This is a genomic window from Streptomyces sp. NBC_00466, from assembly GCF_041433995.1.
GTDB lineage: Bacteria > Actinomycetota > Actinomycetes > Streptomycetales > Streptomycetaceae > Streptomyces.
Genome location: NZ_CP107896.1, coordinates 6,371,266 through 6,387,100, shown reverse-complemented (window position 1 = coordinate 6,387,100; position 15,835 = coordinate 6,371,266). Strand labels below are relative to the sequence as shown.

General features: G+C 73.2%; 13 protein-coding genes. 12 read left to right on the top strand and 1 reads right to left on the bottom strand.

Translation table 11 applies throughout. The features are described 5' to 3' along the window. The first annotated feature begins 12 nt into the window (after positions 1-12). From OG210_RS28670 to OG210_RS28615, 12 genes are all read left to right on the top strand, one after another. Positions 13-1,692 carry a carbamoyltransferase C-terminal domain-containing protein gene (locus tag OG210_RS28670; RefSeq protein WP_371539369.1) on the top strand — a complete coding sequence of 560 codons (1,680 nt, stop codon included), beginning with the start codon at positions 13-15 and terminating at the stop codon, positions 1,690-1,692. Further along, positions 1,692-3,074, top strand: coding sequence for a lysine 2,3-aminomutase (locus OG210_RS28665; protein WP_328324362.1), 1,383 nt, complete (start codon positions 1,692-1,694; stop codon positions 3,072-3,074). The genes OG210_RS28670 and OG210_RS28665 overlap by 1 nt, the downstream gene beginning before the upstream one ends. Then, on the top strand, positions 3,071-4,393 hold the full coding sequence (locus tag OG210_RS28660; protein WP_371539366.1) for a pyridoxal phosphate-dependent aminotransferase: 1,323 nt from the start codon (positions 3,071-3,073) through the stop codon (positions 4,391-4,393). The genes OG210_RS28665 and OG210_RS28660 overlap by 4 nt, the downstream gene beginning before the upstream one ends. After that, complete coding sequence (locus tag OG210_RS28655) at positions 4,390-5,103, top strand: maleylpyruvate isomerase family mycothiol-dependent enzyme (RefSeq protein WP_328324365.1); 714 nt, start codon at positions 4,390-4,392, stop codon at positions 5,101-5,103. The genes OG210_RS28660 and OG210_RS28655 overlap by 4 nt, the downstream gene beginning before the upstream one ends. A gap of 71 nt (positions 5,104-5,174) precedes the next feature. Further along, positions 5,175-6,368, top strand: a complete 1,194-nt coding sequence (locus OG210_RS28650) for a hypothetical protein (protein ID WP_371539363.1) — start codon at positions 5,175-5,177, stop codon at positions 6,366-6,368. 38 nt (positions 6,369-6,406) lie between these two features. Further along, positions 6,407-6,673: an acyl carrier protein gene (locus OG210_RS28645; protein WP_328324368.1), complete on the top strand. Its 267-nt coding sequence runs from the start codon at positions 6,407-6,409 to the stop codon at positions 6,671-6,673. Then, positions 6,670-7,848 (top strand): acyl-CoA dehydrogenase family protein, encoded by a 1,179-nt coding sequence (locus tag OG210_RS28640; RefSeq protein ID WP_328324370.1) that lies wholly within the window; start codon positions 6,670-6,672, stop codon positions 7,846-7,848. Before OG210_RS28645 ends, OG210_RS28640 begins: the two co-directional genes overlap by 4 nt. Further along, positions 7,841-8,974: an acyl-CoA dehydrogenase family protein gene (locus tag OG210_RS28635; protein WP_328324372.1), complete on the top strand. Its 1,134-nt coding sequence runs from the start codon at positions 7,841-7,843 to the stop codon at positions 8,972-8,974. The genes OG210_RS28640 and OG210_RS28635 overlap by 8 nt, the downstream gene beginning before the upstream one ends. Further along, entirely contained in the window at positions 8,971-9,726 is a 756-nt protein-coding gene (locus OG210_RS28630) for a 4'-phosphopantetheinyl transferase superfamily protein (protein WP_328324374.1), read from the top strand. The genes OG210_RS28635 and OG210_RS28630 overlap by 4 nt, the downstream gene beginning before the upstream one ends. A gap of 2 nt (positions 9,727-9,728) precedes the next feature. Beyond that, positions 9,729-11,285 carry an AMP-binding protein gene (locus OG210_RS28625; RefSeq protein ID WP_371540526.1) on the top strand — a complete coding sequence of 519 codons (1,557 nt, stop codon included), beginning with the start codon at positions 9,729-9,731 and terminating at the stop codon, positions 11,283-11,285. A 242-nt stretch (positions 11,286-11,527) separates the two neighbouring features. Next, positions 11,528-12,655 carry an NADH:flavin oxidoreductase gene (locus tag OG210_RS28620; RefSeq protein ID WP_328324377.1) on the top strand — a complete coding sequence of 376 codons (1,128 nt, stop codon included), beginning with the start codon at positions 11,528-11,530 and terminating at the stop codon, positions 12,653-12,655. A gap of 386 nt (positions 12,656-13,041) precedes the next feature. Continuing rightward, complete coding sequence (locus tag OG210_RS28615; RefSeq protein WP_328324378.1) at positions 13,042-15,159, top strand: LpqB family beta-propeller domain-containing protein; 2,118 nt, start codon at positions 13,042-13,044, stop codon at positions 15,157-15,159. Here OG210_RS28615 and OG210_RS28610 read toward each other — a convergent pair whose 3' ends face one another. Next, positions 15,160-15,810 carry a cysteine hydrolase gene (locus tag OG210_RS28610; RefSeq protein ID WP_328324379.1) on the bottom strand — a complete coding sequence of 217 codons (651 nt, stop codon included), beginning with the start codon at positions 15,808-15,810 and terminating at the stop codon, positions 15,160-15,162. It lies immediately after the preceding gene. Positions 15,811-15,835 lie beyond the last annotated feature (25 nt).

The following is a 15,835-nucleotide window of genomic DNA, read 5'->3' as shown; positions in this document are numbered from 1 at the left end:
GGAGAGACGCGCATGACGTGGATTCTTGGAGTGAACGCCCCTCCCGCCGGGTGGCACGACAGCGCCGCCTGCCTCATCGACGGGAACGGCGAGATCGTCGCCTTCTCCGAGGAGGAGCGCTGCAACCGGCGCCGGCACTCGCTCTACCGCAAACCACTGGGCGCTGCCCGGTTCTGCCTGGAGCAGGCCGGGATCTCCGCCGCCGACATCGATGTGGTCGCGCTCGGCTGGGACAGCGAGCAGCTGTACCCGCGCCGGTTCGCGACCGACGCGGAGTTCCTGGAGTACGCCGTCGGCCTGGACTTCGGCGAGCGCACCCCCGAGGTCGTCCGCGTACCCCACCACCAGGCGCACGCCGCCTCGTCGTTCTATGCCTCGCCCTTCTCCAGAGCCGGGGTCCTGGTCGTCGACGGGCACGGCGAGAACGAGTCCTCCACCATCTGGACGTACGAGGACGGCGCCGAACCGCGCCTGGAGCGGACCTGGCAGCGCACCGCGTCGCTGGGGTACGCCTACGACGCCGCGTCCACCTGGCTCGGCTTCTCCTTCCTCAACGCGGGCAAGACCATGGGACTCGCCGCCTACGGCCGAGCCGCGGGGCTCGACGTCGAGTCGCTGGTCGACATCGGTGCCGACGACTTCCGGCTGGCCGTCGGCCCGCTGGCGGAGAGCACCGGACACGCCGGCGCCGACGGGATCAGGGAGCAGTACGACACGACGGTCGCCCGGTGGCGGGAGCGCTACACGCGGATCGCGGGCGCCGATGCGCCGAGCGCCCCCGAGGAGGCGCTCACCGAGGACCCCCGAGCGATTCTCGTCGCCTACACCGCGCAGCGGCTCATCGAGGAGACCGTCAGCCATCTCGCGGCACTGACCCGCAAGACGTCCGGTGTCGACGAGCTCTGCATGAGCGGTGGCGTGGCGCTGAACTGCAGCACCAATGGCACGCTGCCCGGACCGCTGTACGTCCCGCCGGTGCCGCACGACGCGGGCGTAGCGCTCGGAGCCGCCTGGACCGTACGGCCGCCGAAGCGGCGGACCGGGGCGCTCAGCCCCTATCTGGGCACCGACATCCATGGCTACGACCACACCAACGGGCCCGGCGCGCCGGACACTTCGGGTCTGCTCCGCAGCGACCTCGACATCGACGAGCTGACCGCGCTGCTCATGGACGGCCACGTCGGCGCGGTCGCCCAGGGCCGGGCGGAGGTCGGGCCGCGTGCGCTGTGCCGCCGGTCGATCATCGCCGTACCGGACACCGCTGCGGTGCACGCCCGGGTGAACTCCATCAAGAACCGTGAGCAGTGGCGCCCCTTCGCGGGGGTCACCCGGCCCGACTACGGCGCCCTGCTGTGGGAGCAGCAGGAGCATCTGAGCCGCTACATGCTCGGCGCGGCCAGCGCCACCGAGCTGGGCCGCAGTGTCGCGCCAGGTGTCGTGCACGTCGACGGCACCACCCGCCCGCAGGTGCTGCGCGGCGACGAGGCACCGGCGGTCGGAGCGGCCCTGGACGGCCTGCGGCGCAGCGGTGTGCCACCGGTGCTGCTCAACACCTCCTTCAACGACAAGGGCGAACCCGTCGTCAACACCGCGGCCGACGCGGTGCGGGCGTTCCGCTCCATGGACCTCGACTTCCTGGTGCTGGGCGACGAGCTGTACCGCAAACCGAACCGGACAGGAGGCCCGGTGTGATGCCGGCCGGCCGACGGGATCCCGACAGGTTCCGGGCGTTCGGGCCCCGCCATATCGACGACATCGCCCAGCGGTTCGGGCTGCCCGGAGACATCACGGAGACCGTGCGCAGGGTGTCGCTCGTGCTGCCGTTCCGGGTCAACGAATATGTGCTGTCGCACCTCATCGACTGGGACCGGGTCCCCGAAGACCCCATGTTCCAGCTGACGTTCCCGCAGAGCGGAATGCTGGCGCGCTCCGACGAGGACCAGCTCGCCAAGCTCTCCGGCGACCCGTCGGACAAGCTCCTGCTGCGCGAGGCCGTACGGGACATCCGCGAGCGGCTCAACCCGCATCCGTCCGGCCAGCAGCAGCTCAACGTGCCGAGCCAGGAGGGCGTCCAGCTGCCCGGCCTCCAGCACAAGTACCGCGAGACGGTGCTCTACTTCCCGGGCCAGGGGCAGACCTGCCACGCGTACTGCACGTACTGCTTCCGCTGGGCGCAGTTCATCGGCGAACCGGATCTGCGCTTCGCGGCCCCCGACCCGTCGGGTCTGATCGAGTACCTGGGCGGCCATCCCGAGGTGCACGACGTCCTGGTCACGGGCGGCGACCCGATGGTGATGTCGACCGAGCGGCTGCGCGGCCACATCGAACCGCTGCTCGGCGTCGAGTCCGTCCGTACGGTCCGGATCGGCACCAAGTCCGTCGCCTACTGGCCGCAGCGGTACGTCACCGACCCGGACGCCGACGAGGTACTGCGGCTGTTCGAGTCCGTGGTGGCGTCCGGGCGGCAGCTCGCCGTGATGGCGCACTTCAGCCATCCGCGCGAGCTGGAGAGCGACCTCGCGCGCCGGGCCGTGGCCCGGATCAGGGCCACCGGCGCCGTCGTCTACTGCCAGGCCCCGCTGATCGGGCACGTCAACGACGACGCCCGGGTGTGGAGCGAGATGTGGCGCGCGGAACTGGCGGCCGGGGCTGTGCCGTACTACCTGTTCGTGGAGCGGGACACCGGCCCTTACGACTACTTCAAGGTGCCGCTCGCCAGGGCGGTGGACATCTTCACCGACGCGTACCGCACCCTGCCGGGTCTCGCCCGCACGGTGCGCGGGCCCGTCATGTCGGCGACGCCCGGCAAGGTCGTGGTCGACGGGGTGGAGGACACGCCCGATGGCGCGTTCTTCCGGCTGCGGATGCTCCAGGCGCGCGATCCCGCGCTGGTGGGCAGGCCGTTCCGGGCCCGCTACTCGCCGGACGCCGCCTGGCTCGACGAGCTGGAACTCGACCCATCGACCCCCGCCGACATCGCGGCGGCCGTGCACGGCGGCACCCCGGGCGGTGCCGGATCCCCCGGTCCCGCGGGTGACCGCGCGCCCGGGCAGCCGGAGAGGAACCGGACATGACCGCCGTGACGTTCGCACCGCCTTCCCCGAACCTGGCACTGAACCAGCTGGTGGACCGGCGCAGGGCCCAGGGGGACTCCCTGGTCCATCTCGCGTTCGGCGAGGCCAGACTGCCGGTGCTGCCGCAGCTCGCCGAACAGCTGGCCATCGGCGCGTCCCGCTCCGCGTACGGCCCGGTGGCGGGCGCCGACAGCGTACGGGCGGCCGTGGCCGGGTACTTCGCCCGTCGCGGGCTGCCGACCGAGGCAGACCGGATCGTGGTGGGCCCCGGCAGCAAGCCGCTGCTGATGGCCGTACAGCTCGCGGTCCCCGGCGATGTGCTGCTGCCGCAGCCCGCCTGGAACACGTACGCGCCGCAGGCCGCGTACGCGGGCAAGCAGGTCTTCGGGGTGCCGATCCCCCGGGAGTACGGCGGTATGCCGGAGCCCGGGGCGCTGCGCGAGACGATCCGCCGGGCCAGACTGACCGGCGGAGACCCCCGGTTGCTGGTGCTGACGCTGCCGGACAACCCGACGGGGACGCTCGCGCCGCCCGCCGCTGTCCACGAGATCTGCGCCATCGCACAGGCCGAGGACCTGCTGGTCGTCTCCGACGAGATCTACCGCGACATCGTCCACGACCCGCAGGCCACGCCCTTCCTCAGCCCGGCGGATGTGGCCCCGGAACGCACCGTCGTCACCACCGGTCTCTCCAAGACGCTGGGGCTCGGCGGCTGGCGCATCGGCGCCGCGCGGTTCCCCGCGGGCGAGGCAGGTGAGCTGCTGCGGGACTCCGTGGTCGCCGCCGCAAGCGAGCTGTGGTCGACACTCGCCGGGCCGATGCAGCAGGTCGCGGAGTACGCGTTCGCGGAGCCTCCGGAGATCGTCGCCAGGAAGCGGGCGAGCGCCCGGCTGCACGGCGCCGTGGCGCGGGCGGTGCACCGGATCGCGGTCGGTGCGGGCGCCGTGTGCCGGCCGCCGACGGGCGGGTTCTACGTCTATCCGGACTTCGAGCCGCTGCGCGGCCGGCTGGCCGCGCACGGCATCACGGACTCGGCGTCCCTCGCGGCCTCGCTGCTCGAAGACTCCGGGATCGTCGTCCTCGGCGGTCATCTGCTCGGTGACCGGCCGCACGCGCTGAGGTTCAAAGCGGCGACCAGCCTGCTGTACGGCGACGAGCGGCAGCAGCAGGAGGCTCTGCTGGCCGACGACCCGGCGGGCCTCCCGCACATCGCGGCCGCACTGTCCATCATCGCCGAAGGGTTCGCCCGGCTCACCCGCCCGCCCGGCCGCCCGTCGCGCCGTACCCCACCGGACGCCACACCGAAGGAGTCCCGTTGAAGGAGATCGCCCCCACCCGGGAGTCGTTCCAGGAGATCGCCGCCGCGGCGGACCGGCTGCTGGCCGGGCTCACCGGGCTCCGCGACCAGGACGTCCCGGAGCCCTCCCGGCTGCCCGGCTGGACCCGCGGCCATGTACTCAGCCATCTGGCACGTCAGGCCCCCGCCCTGGAACGGCTGCTGGAGTGGGCGCGTACCGGGGTGGAGACACCCCAGTACGCGAACCGCGGGGCCCGCGACGCCGAGATCGAGGCGGGCGCCGGCCGTCCCGCCGCGGTCCAGCTGGCCGATGTCCGGGAGAGCGCCGCGCACTTCCAGCAGGTGATCGAGACACTGCCCGCCGCCGCGTGGCAGGCGAAGGTCAGGCCCTTCACGGGCGAACTCTGCACCCCGCAGCGGATTCTGGTGATCCGGCTGCGCGAACTCGAACTGCACCATGTGGACCTGGACATCGGCTACGGATGGGACGACGTCCCCGCGTCGGCGCGGCAGATCATCCTGGCCGACGTGCTCGGTTACTACGCGGAAGCCGACGGCGTACCGGACTTCACCCTGCGCGACACCGGAGGGGACCTGCTCGGCCGGTTCGGCACGGGCGGCCCGGCCGTCACCGGCACGCCCGCGGACGCGCTCGCCTGGCTGGCGGGCCGGTCGGGCGGGACGGGCCTCACGCCGACGGCCGGACTCCCCGTACTCCCGCCGTGGCTCTGACCGGTGGCCGACGGGGAGCCGGGCGCGGGCCGGGGCGGCAGGGACCGATGAGTCAAGGAAGGTGAGCGGACATGACGGACACGGACATACCAAGCAGGGGTGCGCCGCGCCCCGGTGGGCCGGAGCACTTCGACTTCGATTCGGTCCACACCGGCCTGCTGGACTGTGTGCAGGTCAATCTGGCCGTACTGGCGGACCACCACCACGGCGCCGGGACCCATCTGCGGGCGGGGGCGGCCCTGGACTTCCGTACCTGGGAGCGGCCCGACGGGCTGCCTACGGTGGAGCCCCCGCCCGACGAGCAGCTCAGCACGCTGCCCGGGCTGCTGGGACTGCGTACGGTGCGGCGCGAGCGGCTGTCCGGGGCCGGGCTCCTGGCCGCCGTCGCCCGGCGCGGCTCCACGCACTATGTGATCGCGGACTCGTTCCGGCTGCCCTGGCTGCCGTACCACGGGCAGGCTCACATGGAGCACAGCTTCCTGCTCGCCGCGGGGCCGGACGGCTGGCACATCACGGACGCCTACCGCAGCGAGACGACGTGGGGGCCGGCGGTGCCCGGCCGCTGGGTCCTCTCCGACGCGGACCTCGCGGGCATCGGACCGGCCGGCGCCGTCGAGCTCGGCAAGGGGGACCTGCCGCCGCTCACCGCGCTGCCGCCCGTGCTCACGGCGGACGACGACGCGGTACGGGAGTACCTCGGCGCGTACGAGACCTGGCCGGACCGGGCGCGTGCCGTCGAGCAACTCACCGTGGAGACCTGGCTGCTGGCCCGCGGCCGCCGGCTGCACGCGAAGTACCGCGAGCTCTTCTCCGGCAGGTCCGCCGCGAGCGGGACCGAGGAGGCGCGGCTGCGCGCCTGGGACAAGCTCGTCGAGCAGACGTATCTCGCCCACCGCCGGGTCTCGCGGGGCCGGGCCGAACCGCCCCTGCTCGTGCAGCGCCTGCGCGAGGTACTCGCGGCCGACCTGGAGACGCACGCGGAGGCGTCCGCGCCCCCCGCCGCGCCGGACGAGGCGCTGCGCCTGCGGGTCGCGGCCGTGGCCGGGGCCGTGCTCGGGGTCTCCGAGGCGGAACTGCTCGCGGGTGCGGCCTTCGACTCGTTCGCCTCGTTCGGCTCCTTCCGGCTGATCGAGATCATCGAACGTCTTGAGGACAGCCTCGGGACGGAGTTCGCCGCCGCCGACCTCGTACCGGAGAACCTGCGCCGGGTCGACGACCTGTGCCGCATCGCCGATCGACCCGGTCAAGAACGTAGAGCCCACTGACTCCATCGTCACCGTCCCTCCCACGAGAGGCTCCCGCCATGGACGCCCGATTCACCGAACTGCTCCGCCCCTTCCTGAAGAACGCCGCACCCGAGGGGGTCGTCCTCACCCCCGACACCGATCTGCGCAGGCTCGGCGTCGACTCGATGCAAGCCATCGAGCTGCTGTTCTCCGTCGAGGACACCTTCGGGATATCCCTGCCGGACGAGGAGCTCAACGACACGACGTTCGCCACCGCCGGCAGCCTCTGGCGCGTGATCTCCGCGCAGCTTCCCGACGGACCCGCCGGTCAGGTGGGCGCATGAGCGGGGAGCCCGCGGCGAACGGACCGCTGGACCTGACGGCCTCGCTCGCGGAGGTGACCGCGGTGGCCGGTGAGCACGCCGCGCGGACCGACCGGGACGCGGAGTTCCCCGTCGAGGCGCTGGACGCCCTGCGCGGCACCGGTCTGCTCGGGCTCATGGTGCCCGTCTCGCACGGCGGACTCGGTGGCACCGTGGCGGACCTGGTGGCAGCGGCGCAGACGCTGGGGCGCAGCGACATGTCGGTGGGCATGATCTTCGCGATGCACTGCCAGCAGGCCGAAGCCATTGTCCGGTACGGCGACCGGGCGCTCCGCGACGAGCTGCTGCCGGGCATCGCCAAGGGCGGGATCTATCTGGCGTCGGTGACGACCGAGGCGGGCAAGGGCGGACATCTGCTCAGCGCACAGGCCCAGTTGACGGGCGGCGACGGGCAGCTGGCGATCGACAGGTTCGCGCCGGTCGTGACCGGCGGAGGGTACGCCGACGGTTTCCTCATCACGATGCGCAGCCCCGGCGCCGTCGCCGACAGCGATGTGTCCCTGGTGTACGCGCACCGGAGCCAGCTCGACATCAGCGGCTCGGGCGAGTGGCAGCCGATGGGGATGCGCGCCAGCCACAGCGGCCCGCTCACACTCTCCGGCAGCGTGCCGGCCCGCCAAGTGGTGGGCGAGCAAGGCGGGTTCCACGAGATCGCCGCCCGGGTCTTCGGCCCGCTGGCCCATCTGGGCTGGTCGGCTGTGTGGCTCGGCACGGCGGCCGGTGCCCTCTCCCGTGTCCTGCGGCTGCTGCGCAGCCCGGCGGGCCGCGCACGCTTCGATCTGTCGTCGGAACTCCTGCTCTCCCGGATCTCCCGGTCCCGTCAGCGCCTGGAGGCGGTGCACGCGCTGCTCACCCGGGCGCTGGGGGTGGTGGAGTCGGGCGACGACCTCTCGGCCCCGTCCCGCCAGCTGCTGCTCAACTCGCTGAAGATCACCGCCGCCGACGAGTGCCATGCGGCGGTGGACGGCCTGGTCACCGCGCTCGGACTGCGGCACGGCTATCTCAAGGACTCCCCCACCCACCTCGAACGCGCCCTGCGGGATCTGCGTTCGGCGGCGCTGAACTACAGCAACGACCGGCTGCACCTCGCCGACGGCCGGCTGGCGCTCCGGGACCAGGGAGTGTCCTTTGCCTGACACATCCCGGGGGAAGCGGCCGGGCGGCCCCGACTGGACCGCACTCGACGCGCTGCCCGCCGATGCGGGCGGCGACCAGGTCTGGGCGGCGCTCGGCCGGGGCGGACTGACCGCCCGCGCCTACCGTGACGGCTCCGTCGGGGCGGGTGCCGACCTCGAAGGGCTCGCCGGACTGCTGGCCGCCGTGGACGCCCGCTTCTCGATCGCCGCCACGCTGTCGGTGAGCGTCCAGCTCGCCACCGCCCTGCCGGTCCTCACGGCCGGTGCCGCACCAGCGGCCCGGTCCGCGCTGGACGAGGCACTGGCGGGCCGGACGGCGATCTCCCTGGCGGCGAGCGACGTCACCGCGGGGACCGATCTCACCGCGCTGCGCACCGAGGTACGGATCGAGGACGACGCCCTGGTGGTGACGGGCGGAAAGAACTGGATCGCCAACGCCACCACCGCCGGTCACCACCTCGTCCTCGCCCGGCACCGTCCGGGGCGGCACTTCACCCACTTCACCTGGGTCCTGGTGCCCGCCGGCGCACCGGGCGTGGCGGTGACCCCCGCCGAATCGGCGCTCTTCGCGGACTCGGGCGCCGGCCACCTCACCTTCGACGGTGTACGGGTCGGGCGGGACCAGGTGCTGGGCCGGGTCGGCTTCGGACTGCCGCTCTTCGCCCGCCATATCGCCACCGAGCGGCTGGCCGGCGCGCAGTGGGGCGTGTCCCTGTGCCGCCGCGTCCTGCGGGACACCCAGCTCCATCTGGCCACCCGCGCGCACGGGGACGGCACCCTGTGGGACCTGGACGCCGTGCGCCAGCGGTTCGCCCGCTGCCTGCTGCGGCTGCGCGAACTCCAGGCGCTGGTGGCGGAGTTCGGGGAGCCCGTGGTGGCCGGGTACGACGCGACGGCCGCCGCCACCCTCAAGGCGGCTGCGGGCGCCACCGTCAGCGAGGTGCTGACCGAGTGCGGGCAGCTGTGGGGCGCGGCCGGCTTCGCCACCGGCGGCATCCAGGAAGTACGCGCCCAGGCCGCGCTGTTCGGGATCGGCGGCGGTGCGAACGAGGTGGTGCTCGGCGTGCTGGCCGACGCCGCCGAGAGCATTCTGGCCGAGCCCGCCCGGCCGGACATCCTGCGGTGAACGCTGTGCGAGACGCGGTGAACACCGTGCTGGAGGTCGCGGACCGGGTCTGGGTGACGGAAGCCGTAGCCGGCCGGACCCCGCCGAGCACCCACCGGGACGATCTGCGCCGCGCGGCCCTCCTGCCCGAGTGGCGCGCCCGTGAATTCCTCGCCGGGCGGGGGCTTCTGCGCCGGCTGATCGCCGCAGTCCACCCGGCGGCCTGCGGAGCCGCCATCGTCCCGGACGAGCGTGGCAGACCCGGCATCGCGGGGCTGCCCGGGGTGGGGGTCAGTGTGTCGCACAGCGGGGGCGCGGTGGCGGCGGGGATCGCCGTCGGGCGGGCCGTCGGGGTGGATCTCCAGCAGCCCGCGGACTCCGTTTCGTCCCTGTTCGCCCGCCGGGTGCTGCACGGCCACGCCGACCGGGTCACCGCGCTGCCGCCGGAGCGGGCCGCCGAGGAGGTCGCCTGGGTGTGGACCGTTCAGGAGGCGTGTGTGAAGGCCGGCGGGGCGGGTCTCACCGGCCGCCCCTGGACCATCGATGTACGCCCAGGATCCCGGCACGGCCACTGGGGCGCGTACCGCTGGATCAGTATGCGCGACCGGTCACGGACCCCGTTCAGCTGCGCGTTCTCCACGCACCCGGCAGCGACTGGACCGACTGCGGCGACCGCGCCGGCCGCACCGCCCGCACCGTGCGCGTCCGGAACCAATACGTCCGGAGCCGACACGTCCGGCAGGACCCCGACATCCGACAAGGACAGACCGTGAACATGCCCGCCCGACGGCACACCCTCGACGACTGGTTCGCGGCATCGGTCGCGGTCCACGGCGACCGTACGGCGCTGGAGACCGGCGACACCGAGCTGACGTACACCGAACTCTCCCTTCTCGCCGACCACTTGGCCGCAGCGCTCGTCAGCGGCGGGGGCGGGGCGCCGCCGCGCAGGGTGGGGCTGCTGGCCGGGCGCACCGTAGTCGCCTACGCGGGCTACCTGGCCATCCAGCGGCTCGGCGCCGCCGTGGTCCCGCTCGGTCCCGCGTTCCCCGCCGAGCGCAACGCCGGCATCGTGCGACAGGCGTCGCTCGACGCGGTCCTCAGCGACGGAACCGCCGGACACCACGGCCAACTGCCCGTCCGCACAGCGGAGATGACGGACGGTGAGCTGCTCCGCCACCTGGACTCCCCCGCGCCGGAGCCGTCCGCGGCGGGGGCGGGTCCCGACGACCTGGCGTACATCATGTTCACCTCCGGATCCACCGGGGTCCCCAAGGGCGTCCCCATCCAGCAGCGGAACATCTGCGCCTACCTCGCCCACGCCGTACCGCACTGCGCGGCGGGCCCCGGTGACCGCTTCTCGCAGACCTTCGAGCTGACCTTCGACCCCTCCGTCTTCGACATGTACACCGCGTGGGGAAGCGGCGCCGCCCTGGTCGTGCCGGACCGCGCCGACCTTCTGGCGCCGGTCCGCTTCGTCAACCGGCACGCCATCACGCACTGGAACTCCGTGCCGTCGGTCATCTCGCTCGCGAAGCGGCTGCGTGCGCTCGGCCCGGGAAGCATGCCGACGCTGCGGGCCAGCATGTTCTGCGGGGAGCCACTGACACTCCAGCAGGCGCGGGCGTGGCGGCTGGCGGCCCCGGACAGCTCCCTGGAGAACGCCTACGGTCCGACCGAACTGACCGTCACCTGCACCGCGTACCGGCTGCCCGACGACCCGGAGCACTGGCCGGCCCCTGCCAACGGCACCGTGCCGATCGGCATCCTGAACCCCCGTATGGAACACCGCTTGTTCGGGAGCGAGCTGTGCGTACGCGGCCCGCAGCGCTTCCCCGGCTATCTCGACCCGGAGAACAACGCCGGCCGGTTCCTCGAAGCCGACGGAGCCCCGTACGATCCGGCCACCGTGCTGACCGGCGCGCACTGGTACCGCACCGGCGACCGCGTCGCCCTGCTGCCTCCCGACGAACGCGCCGGGTCGCGTGACCTGCCGCTGGTACACATCGGGCGGAGCGACCAGCAGGTCCAGGTGCACGGGTACCGGGTCGAGCTGGGTGAGGTCGAGGCGGCGTTGCGCGTGCAGCCGGGCGTGAGCGACGCGGCGGCCGTCGCGCTGGCGACCCGGGAGGGCACCGAGATCGCGGCCGCCTACACGGGGGCCGCCGACAGTGAGAACGACCTGCGCGTGGCGCTCCGCGACCGCCTCCCCGCCTATATGGTGCCCGCCGTCCTCACCCGGCTGGACGCCCTGCCGCTCAACGGCAACGGCAAGGTCGACCGGGCGGCGCTCGGCACCACCCTGGGCGCGGGCTCCGGCGCGGGCGGCTGACGGGTACGGGCGAGCGGCCGCGGGACGTGCCCATCGGCACAGGCATATCCGGGGTCATCGGCACAGACAGGCCCTGGGTCACAGGCATGCCCGTCGGCACAGGCGTGTCCGGAGTCACACGCGTATCCGGGGTCACAACAGCACGGCGGAATGAGCGGAGCCTGTCTCCGGTTGACCCCGACGGCACGCCCGCGTGCCAGTTCCGGTCAGCCGATACAGCCGTTTCCCGAGGAGCCCGTCAAGTGACCACCACCGCCTCCGCCGACCGCGCGGCACAGATCCTGTCCCGGCCCGTCGTCCTGAACGGCCTGACCGTTCCGAACCGGATCGCGATGGCGCCCATGACCCGGCAGTTCTCTCCCGGCGGCATACCCGGCGAGGACGTGATCTCGTACTACGCGCGCCGGGCCGCCGCCGGTGTCGGCCTCATCGTCACCGAGGGCACCTACGTCGGACACGCGTCGGCCGGGGAGAGCGACCGCGTTCCGCGCTTCCACGGCGAGGACCAGCTCGCGGGCTGGGCGAAGGCCGCGGACGCCGTACACGCGGCGGGCGGCACGATCGTGCCCCAGCTGTGGCACATCGGCATGGCCCGCACCGCCGGGAATCCCCCCTTCCCCGACGCCCCTGCCATGGGCCCCTCGGGCCTCCGCCTCCCGGAAGGCACCGGTGAAGACGGCAAGGCCATGACGCAGCAGGACCTGGACGATGTGATCGGCGCGTTCGCGGAGGCGGCGGCCGCCGCCGAGCGCATCGGCTTCGACGGGGTCGAGCTGCACGGCGCCCACGGCTACCTCATCGACCAGTTCCTGTGGCAGGGGACCAACCGGCGGACCGACGCGTACGGCGGTGACGCGGTGGCCCGCACCAGGTTCGCGGCGGAGATCGTGGCGGCGGTGCGCGCGGCGGTGTCGCCCTCGTTCCCGGTGATCTTCCGCTTCTCCCAGTGGAAGATGCAGTCGTACGACGCGAAGCTCGCCGGGACGCCCGAGGAGCTGGACGCGCTGCTGACCCCGCTGGCCGGGGCCGGGGTGGACGCCTTCCACGCCTCCACGCGCCGCTACTGGGAGCCGGAGTTCGACGGCTCCGACCTCAACCTGGCCGGCTGGACGAAGAAGCTCAGCGGCAAGCCGGTCATCACTGTCGGATCCGTCGGCCTGGACAATGAGTTCTCCAGCGCCTTCCGCGGCGAGGGCTCGCAGGTCAAGGGGATCGACAACCTTCTCGACCGCCTGGAGCGCGACGAGTTCGACCTGGTCGCCGTCGGCCGTGCGCTGCTGCACGACCCCCAGTGGGCGGCCAAGGTGCTGGAGGGGCGGTTCGACGAGCTGGCCGCGTACGATCCGGCCGCGCTGAGCACGCTCAGCTGACCCGGCCGCAGGGCCGGCCGGCCCCACTGATAGATTTTTCAGCGCATACCTGACAGACACGCGGCCCGCCGCAGCGACAGCCCGCCGTTCAGGCGCCTCGCACCCCGGCAGCCCGCCCGTGTCACGCACAGCCCCCGTACGTATGACGTACACACCGAGATCGTCGGCCTCGACGGTCCCCGGAAGCAGCCCCTCCCACGCACCGTCGTGAGAGGGGCTGCTGTGATTTCGGCGCGTAACCGCCGGGTCCGCTCCGGGGCCGGCGGGCGACGATCTCTTTCTGTTCCCGCCAAGTCCCGCCAATTCCCTCCCGGTCACGCCGGTCACGCCGGTCACGCCGGTCACGCCGGTCACGCCGGTCACGCCCACGGAAAGCATATGGAGCCATGGACATCAACGGATTCCCCCGCCAGTTCGCCAGGACCCGCCGCTTCACCCTCGGTACCCCCCGGCAGTTCACCGTCTCCCCGGACGGCGAACGCGTGCTGTTCGTACGGTCGGCGACCGGCACCGACGCACGCGGTCTCCTCTGGATGTACGAGCACGGAGAGGAGCGCCTTCTCGCCGGTCACCCGTCGTCCTCGGCGGGCGTGACCGCGTACGCCGCCGACCGGGACGCACGGGTCGTCGCCTACACCGCGGACGGCGAACTCTGGACCGTCCGCGCGGAGTCCGGCCCGGAGTACCGCGCCGACAGCCCCCCGGACACCCCGGAGCACGGCTCAACCACCGCCGCCCCGTTCCGTATCCGCACAGCGGGACCGGTGACCGACGCCCAGCCGTCGCCCGACGGCACCCTGATCGCGTACGTCACCGGCGGCGCCCTGCACGTCGTACGGACCGACGGAACAGCCGACCGGCTACTCGCCGCACCCGAGAACGCGGACGTCAGCTACGGTCTCGCCGACCGCTGTGCGACCGAGTCCATCGGCAGGTGGCGCGGGTACTGGTGGTCCCCGGAAAGCGACGCGCTGCTCGTCGCCCGGGTCGATGCCTCGATGGTGCGGCGCCGCTACATCGCCGACCCCGCCGACCCGGAGAAGCCTCCCGTCGCCATCCGCTATCCGGCGGCCGGCACCCCCAACGCCGAGACCTCGCTGCTCGTGATCACCACCGGGGGAGACCGCACCCCCCTCCCGCTCCCCCACGCGGCGCCCGAGGGCGAGACCCCGCCCGGCGCCTGGAACTCGCCCGCCTTCGAGTATCTGATCTCCGCGTGCTGGGAGAGTGCCGGGCCCGTCGCAGTCCTCCAGACCCGGGACCAGCGCACGGTGTGGGTCGTCGCCGCCGACCCGGCGGGCGGCGGGTACGAGGTGCTGTCCCGGATGACCGACGAGACCTGGGTGCGGTTCCAGCCCGGCACACCGCCGCACACCCACGCGGGTGTCCCGGTCCTGCCCACCGTCCACGGCGACGTGCGCGGAATCCGGATCGGCGACGCGGTCAGCCCCGACGGCCTGTATGTGCGCGAGGTGGTGGGCTCGGTGGGCGAGCGGGTCTTCTTCACCGCGAGCGAGGAGCCGACGGAGGTCCACGTCTGGTCGTACGAGGAGGCGTCCGGGTTCGTCAGGCTGACGCGGGACCCCGGTGTGCACACGGCCGCCGCCGGTGGCTCCACACTGGTCATCGACAGCAGGACGGATCACGGCCAGTCGGTGACGGTCCGCCGGGCCGGGCGGCCGGACGGGCGGATCGCGGTACTCACCGAGGAGCCGCTCGTCGTCCCGGCGCCGGTCCATCTCACCCTCGGCGCACGCGAGTTGCGCAGCCGTCTGCATCTGCCCTCCTGGTACGCGCCCGGGCAGGAGCGGCTGCCGGTGCTGCTCAGCCCCTATGCCGGGCCCGGTATGCAGGTGGTGACCAGGGGGCGCGGCTGGTACACCGCCGTCTGCCAGTGGTACGCCGAGCAGGGCTTCGCCGTACTGGCCACGGACGGACGCGGCACCCCCGGCCGGGGCGTCGCGTGGGAGCGGGCCATCGTCGGCGACCGGCTGGGGCCCGTGCTCGACGACCAGGTCGACGCCCTGCACGCGGCCGCGGAGCGGTACGACGCCCTGGATCTGGGGCGGGTGGCGATCCGGGGGTGGTCGTACAGCGGCTATCTCGCCGCGGGGGCCGTGCTGCACCGCCCCGATGTGTTCCACGCGGCGGTCGCGGGCGCCGCGCCCGCCGACCGGCGGCTCTACGACAGCTACTGGGAGGAGCGCTTCCTCGGCCACCCGGATGTCCAGCCCGAGGGGTACGAACGTTCCTCGCTGCTCCCGCACGCGCACCGGCTCTCCCGGCCGCTGATGCTGGTGCACGGACTCGCCGACGACAATGTGGCGCCCGCCCACACACTGCGCCTGTCCGCCGCGCTGCTCGCCGCGGGCCGTCCGCACACCGTCCTGCCGCTGTCCGGGACGGGTCACCTCGTCAGCAGGGAAGGCGTTGCGGACCGGCTGCTGACACTGGAACTCGACTTCATCGAGCGGGCGCTGGCGCGGCGGACCGAGGCGAACTGATCACTCGCCCACCGGGTTCCCGGGCCGCTGCCAGCTCGCGAGTACGTCGTCGGTCGTGGTGACCGTCGCGACGAGCGCGAGGGTGTTGCGGATCATCGCGGGGGTGTAGTCGGCGGGCACCCCCGCGATGGCGTCCGCGGGAACCACCACCGTGTAGCCGAGATTGACCGCGTCGAAGACGGCGTTGGGGATGGCCACGTTGGCGGAGACCCCGGTGACGACCAGCGTGCGGCAGCCCAGATTGCGCAGCAGCGCGTCGACGTCCGTACCCGCGAGGGGCGAGAGGCCGTGCAGCCGCCGTACGACGAGGTCCTCGTCCGCCACCTCGACCGGCTCGGCGACGCCGACCGCCTTCGAGCCGGTGTGCTGCTGGACGGGGAGCCGGCCGGCCGCCCGGAAGAGCCGGGCGTTCCGGTTGGCGCCCCGCCCGTCGGGGCGCCGTTCCGCCACCGCGTGCACCACCTGCACCCCTGTCTCGTGCGCGCGGGCGACCAGCTGGGCGACGCGCCCCAGGGCCCCCGACGACCGTGCCTCGGCGGCCAGTTCGGGCAGGGCGCTGTCCCGGCCGACCACACCCTCCTGGCACTCGACGGTGAGCAGCACGGCCGTGGCGGGATCGAGCTGCTGCGCAAGCTGTTCGGACGACGGCATGGGCCCTCACCTCTCGTGGAACCCG

Bases quoted from the DNA above. Each gene is read 5' to 3' on its own strand.
- OG210_RS28670 (WP_371539369.1), top strand. From the start codon at position 13: ATGACGTGGATTCTTGGAGTGAACGCCCCTCCCGCCGGGTGGCACGAC.
- OG210_RS28665 (WP_328324362.1), top strand. From the start codon at position 1,692: ATGCCGGCCGGCCGACGGGATCCCGACAGGTTCCGGGCGTTCGGGCCC.
- OG210_RS28660 (WP_371539366.1), top strand. From the start codon at position 3,071: ATGACCGCCGTGACGTTCGCACCGCCTTCCCCGAACCTGGCACTGAAC.
- OG210_RS28650 (WP_371539363.1), top strand. From the start codon at position 5,175: ATGACGGACACGGACATACCAAGCAGGGGTGCGCCGCGCCCCGGTGGG.
- OG210_RS28645 (WP_328324368.1), top strand. From the start codon at position 6,407: ATGGACGCCCGATTCACCGAACTGCTCCGCCCCTTCCTGAAGAACGCC.
- OG210_RS28640 (WP_328324370.1), top strand. From the start codon at position 6,670: ATGAGCGGGGAGCCCGCGGCGAACGGACCGCTGGACCTGACGGCCTCG.
- OG210_RS28625 (WP_371540526.1), top strand. From the start codon at position 9,729: ATGCCCGCCCGACGGCACACCCTCGACGACTGGTTCGCGGCATCGGTC.
- OG210_RS28615 (WP_328324378.1), top strand. From the start codon at position 13,042: ATGGACATCAACGGATTCCCCCGCCAGTTCGCCAGGACCCGCCGCTTC.
- OG210_RS28610 (WP_328324379.1), bottom strand. From the start codon at position 15,810: ATGCCGTCGTCCGAACAGCTTGCGCAGCAGCTCGATCCCGCCACGGCC.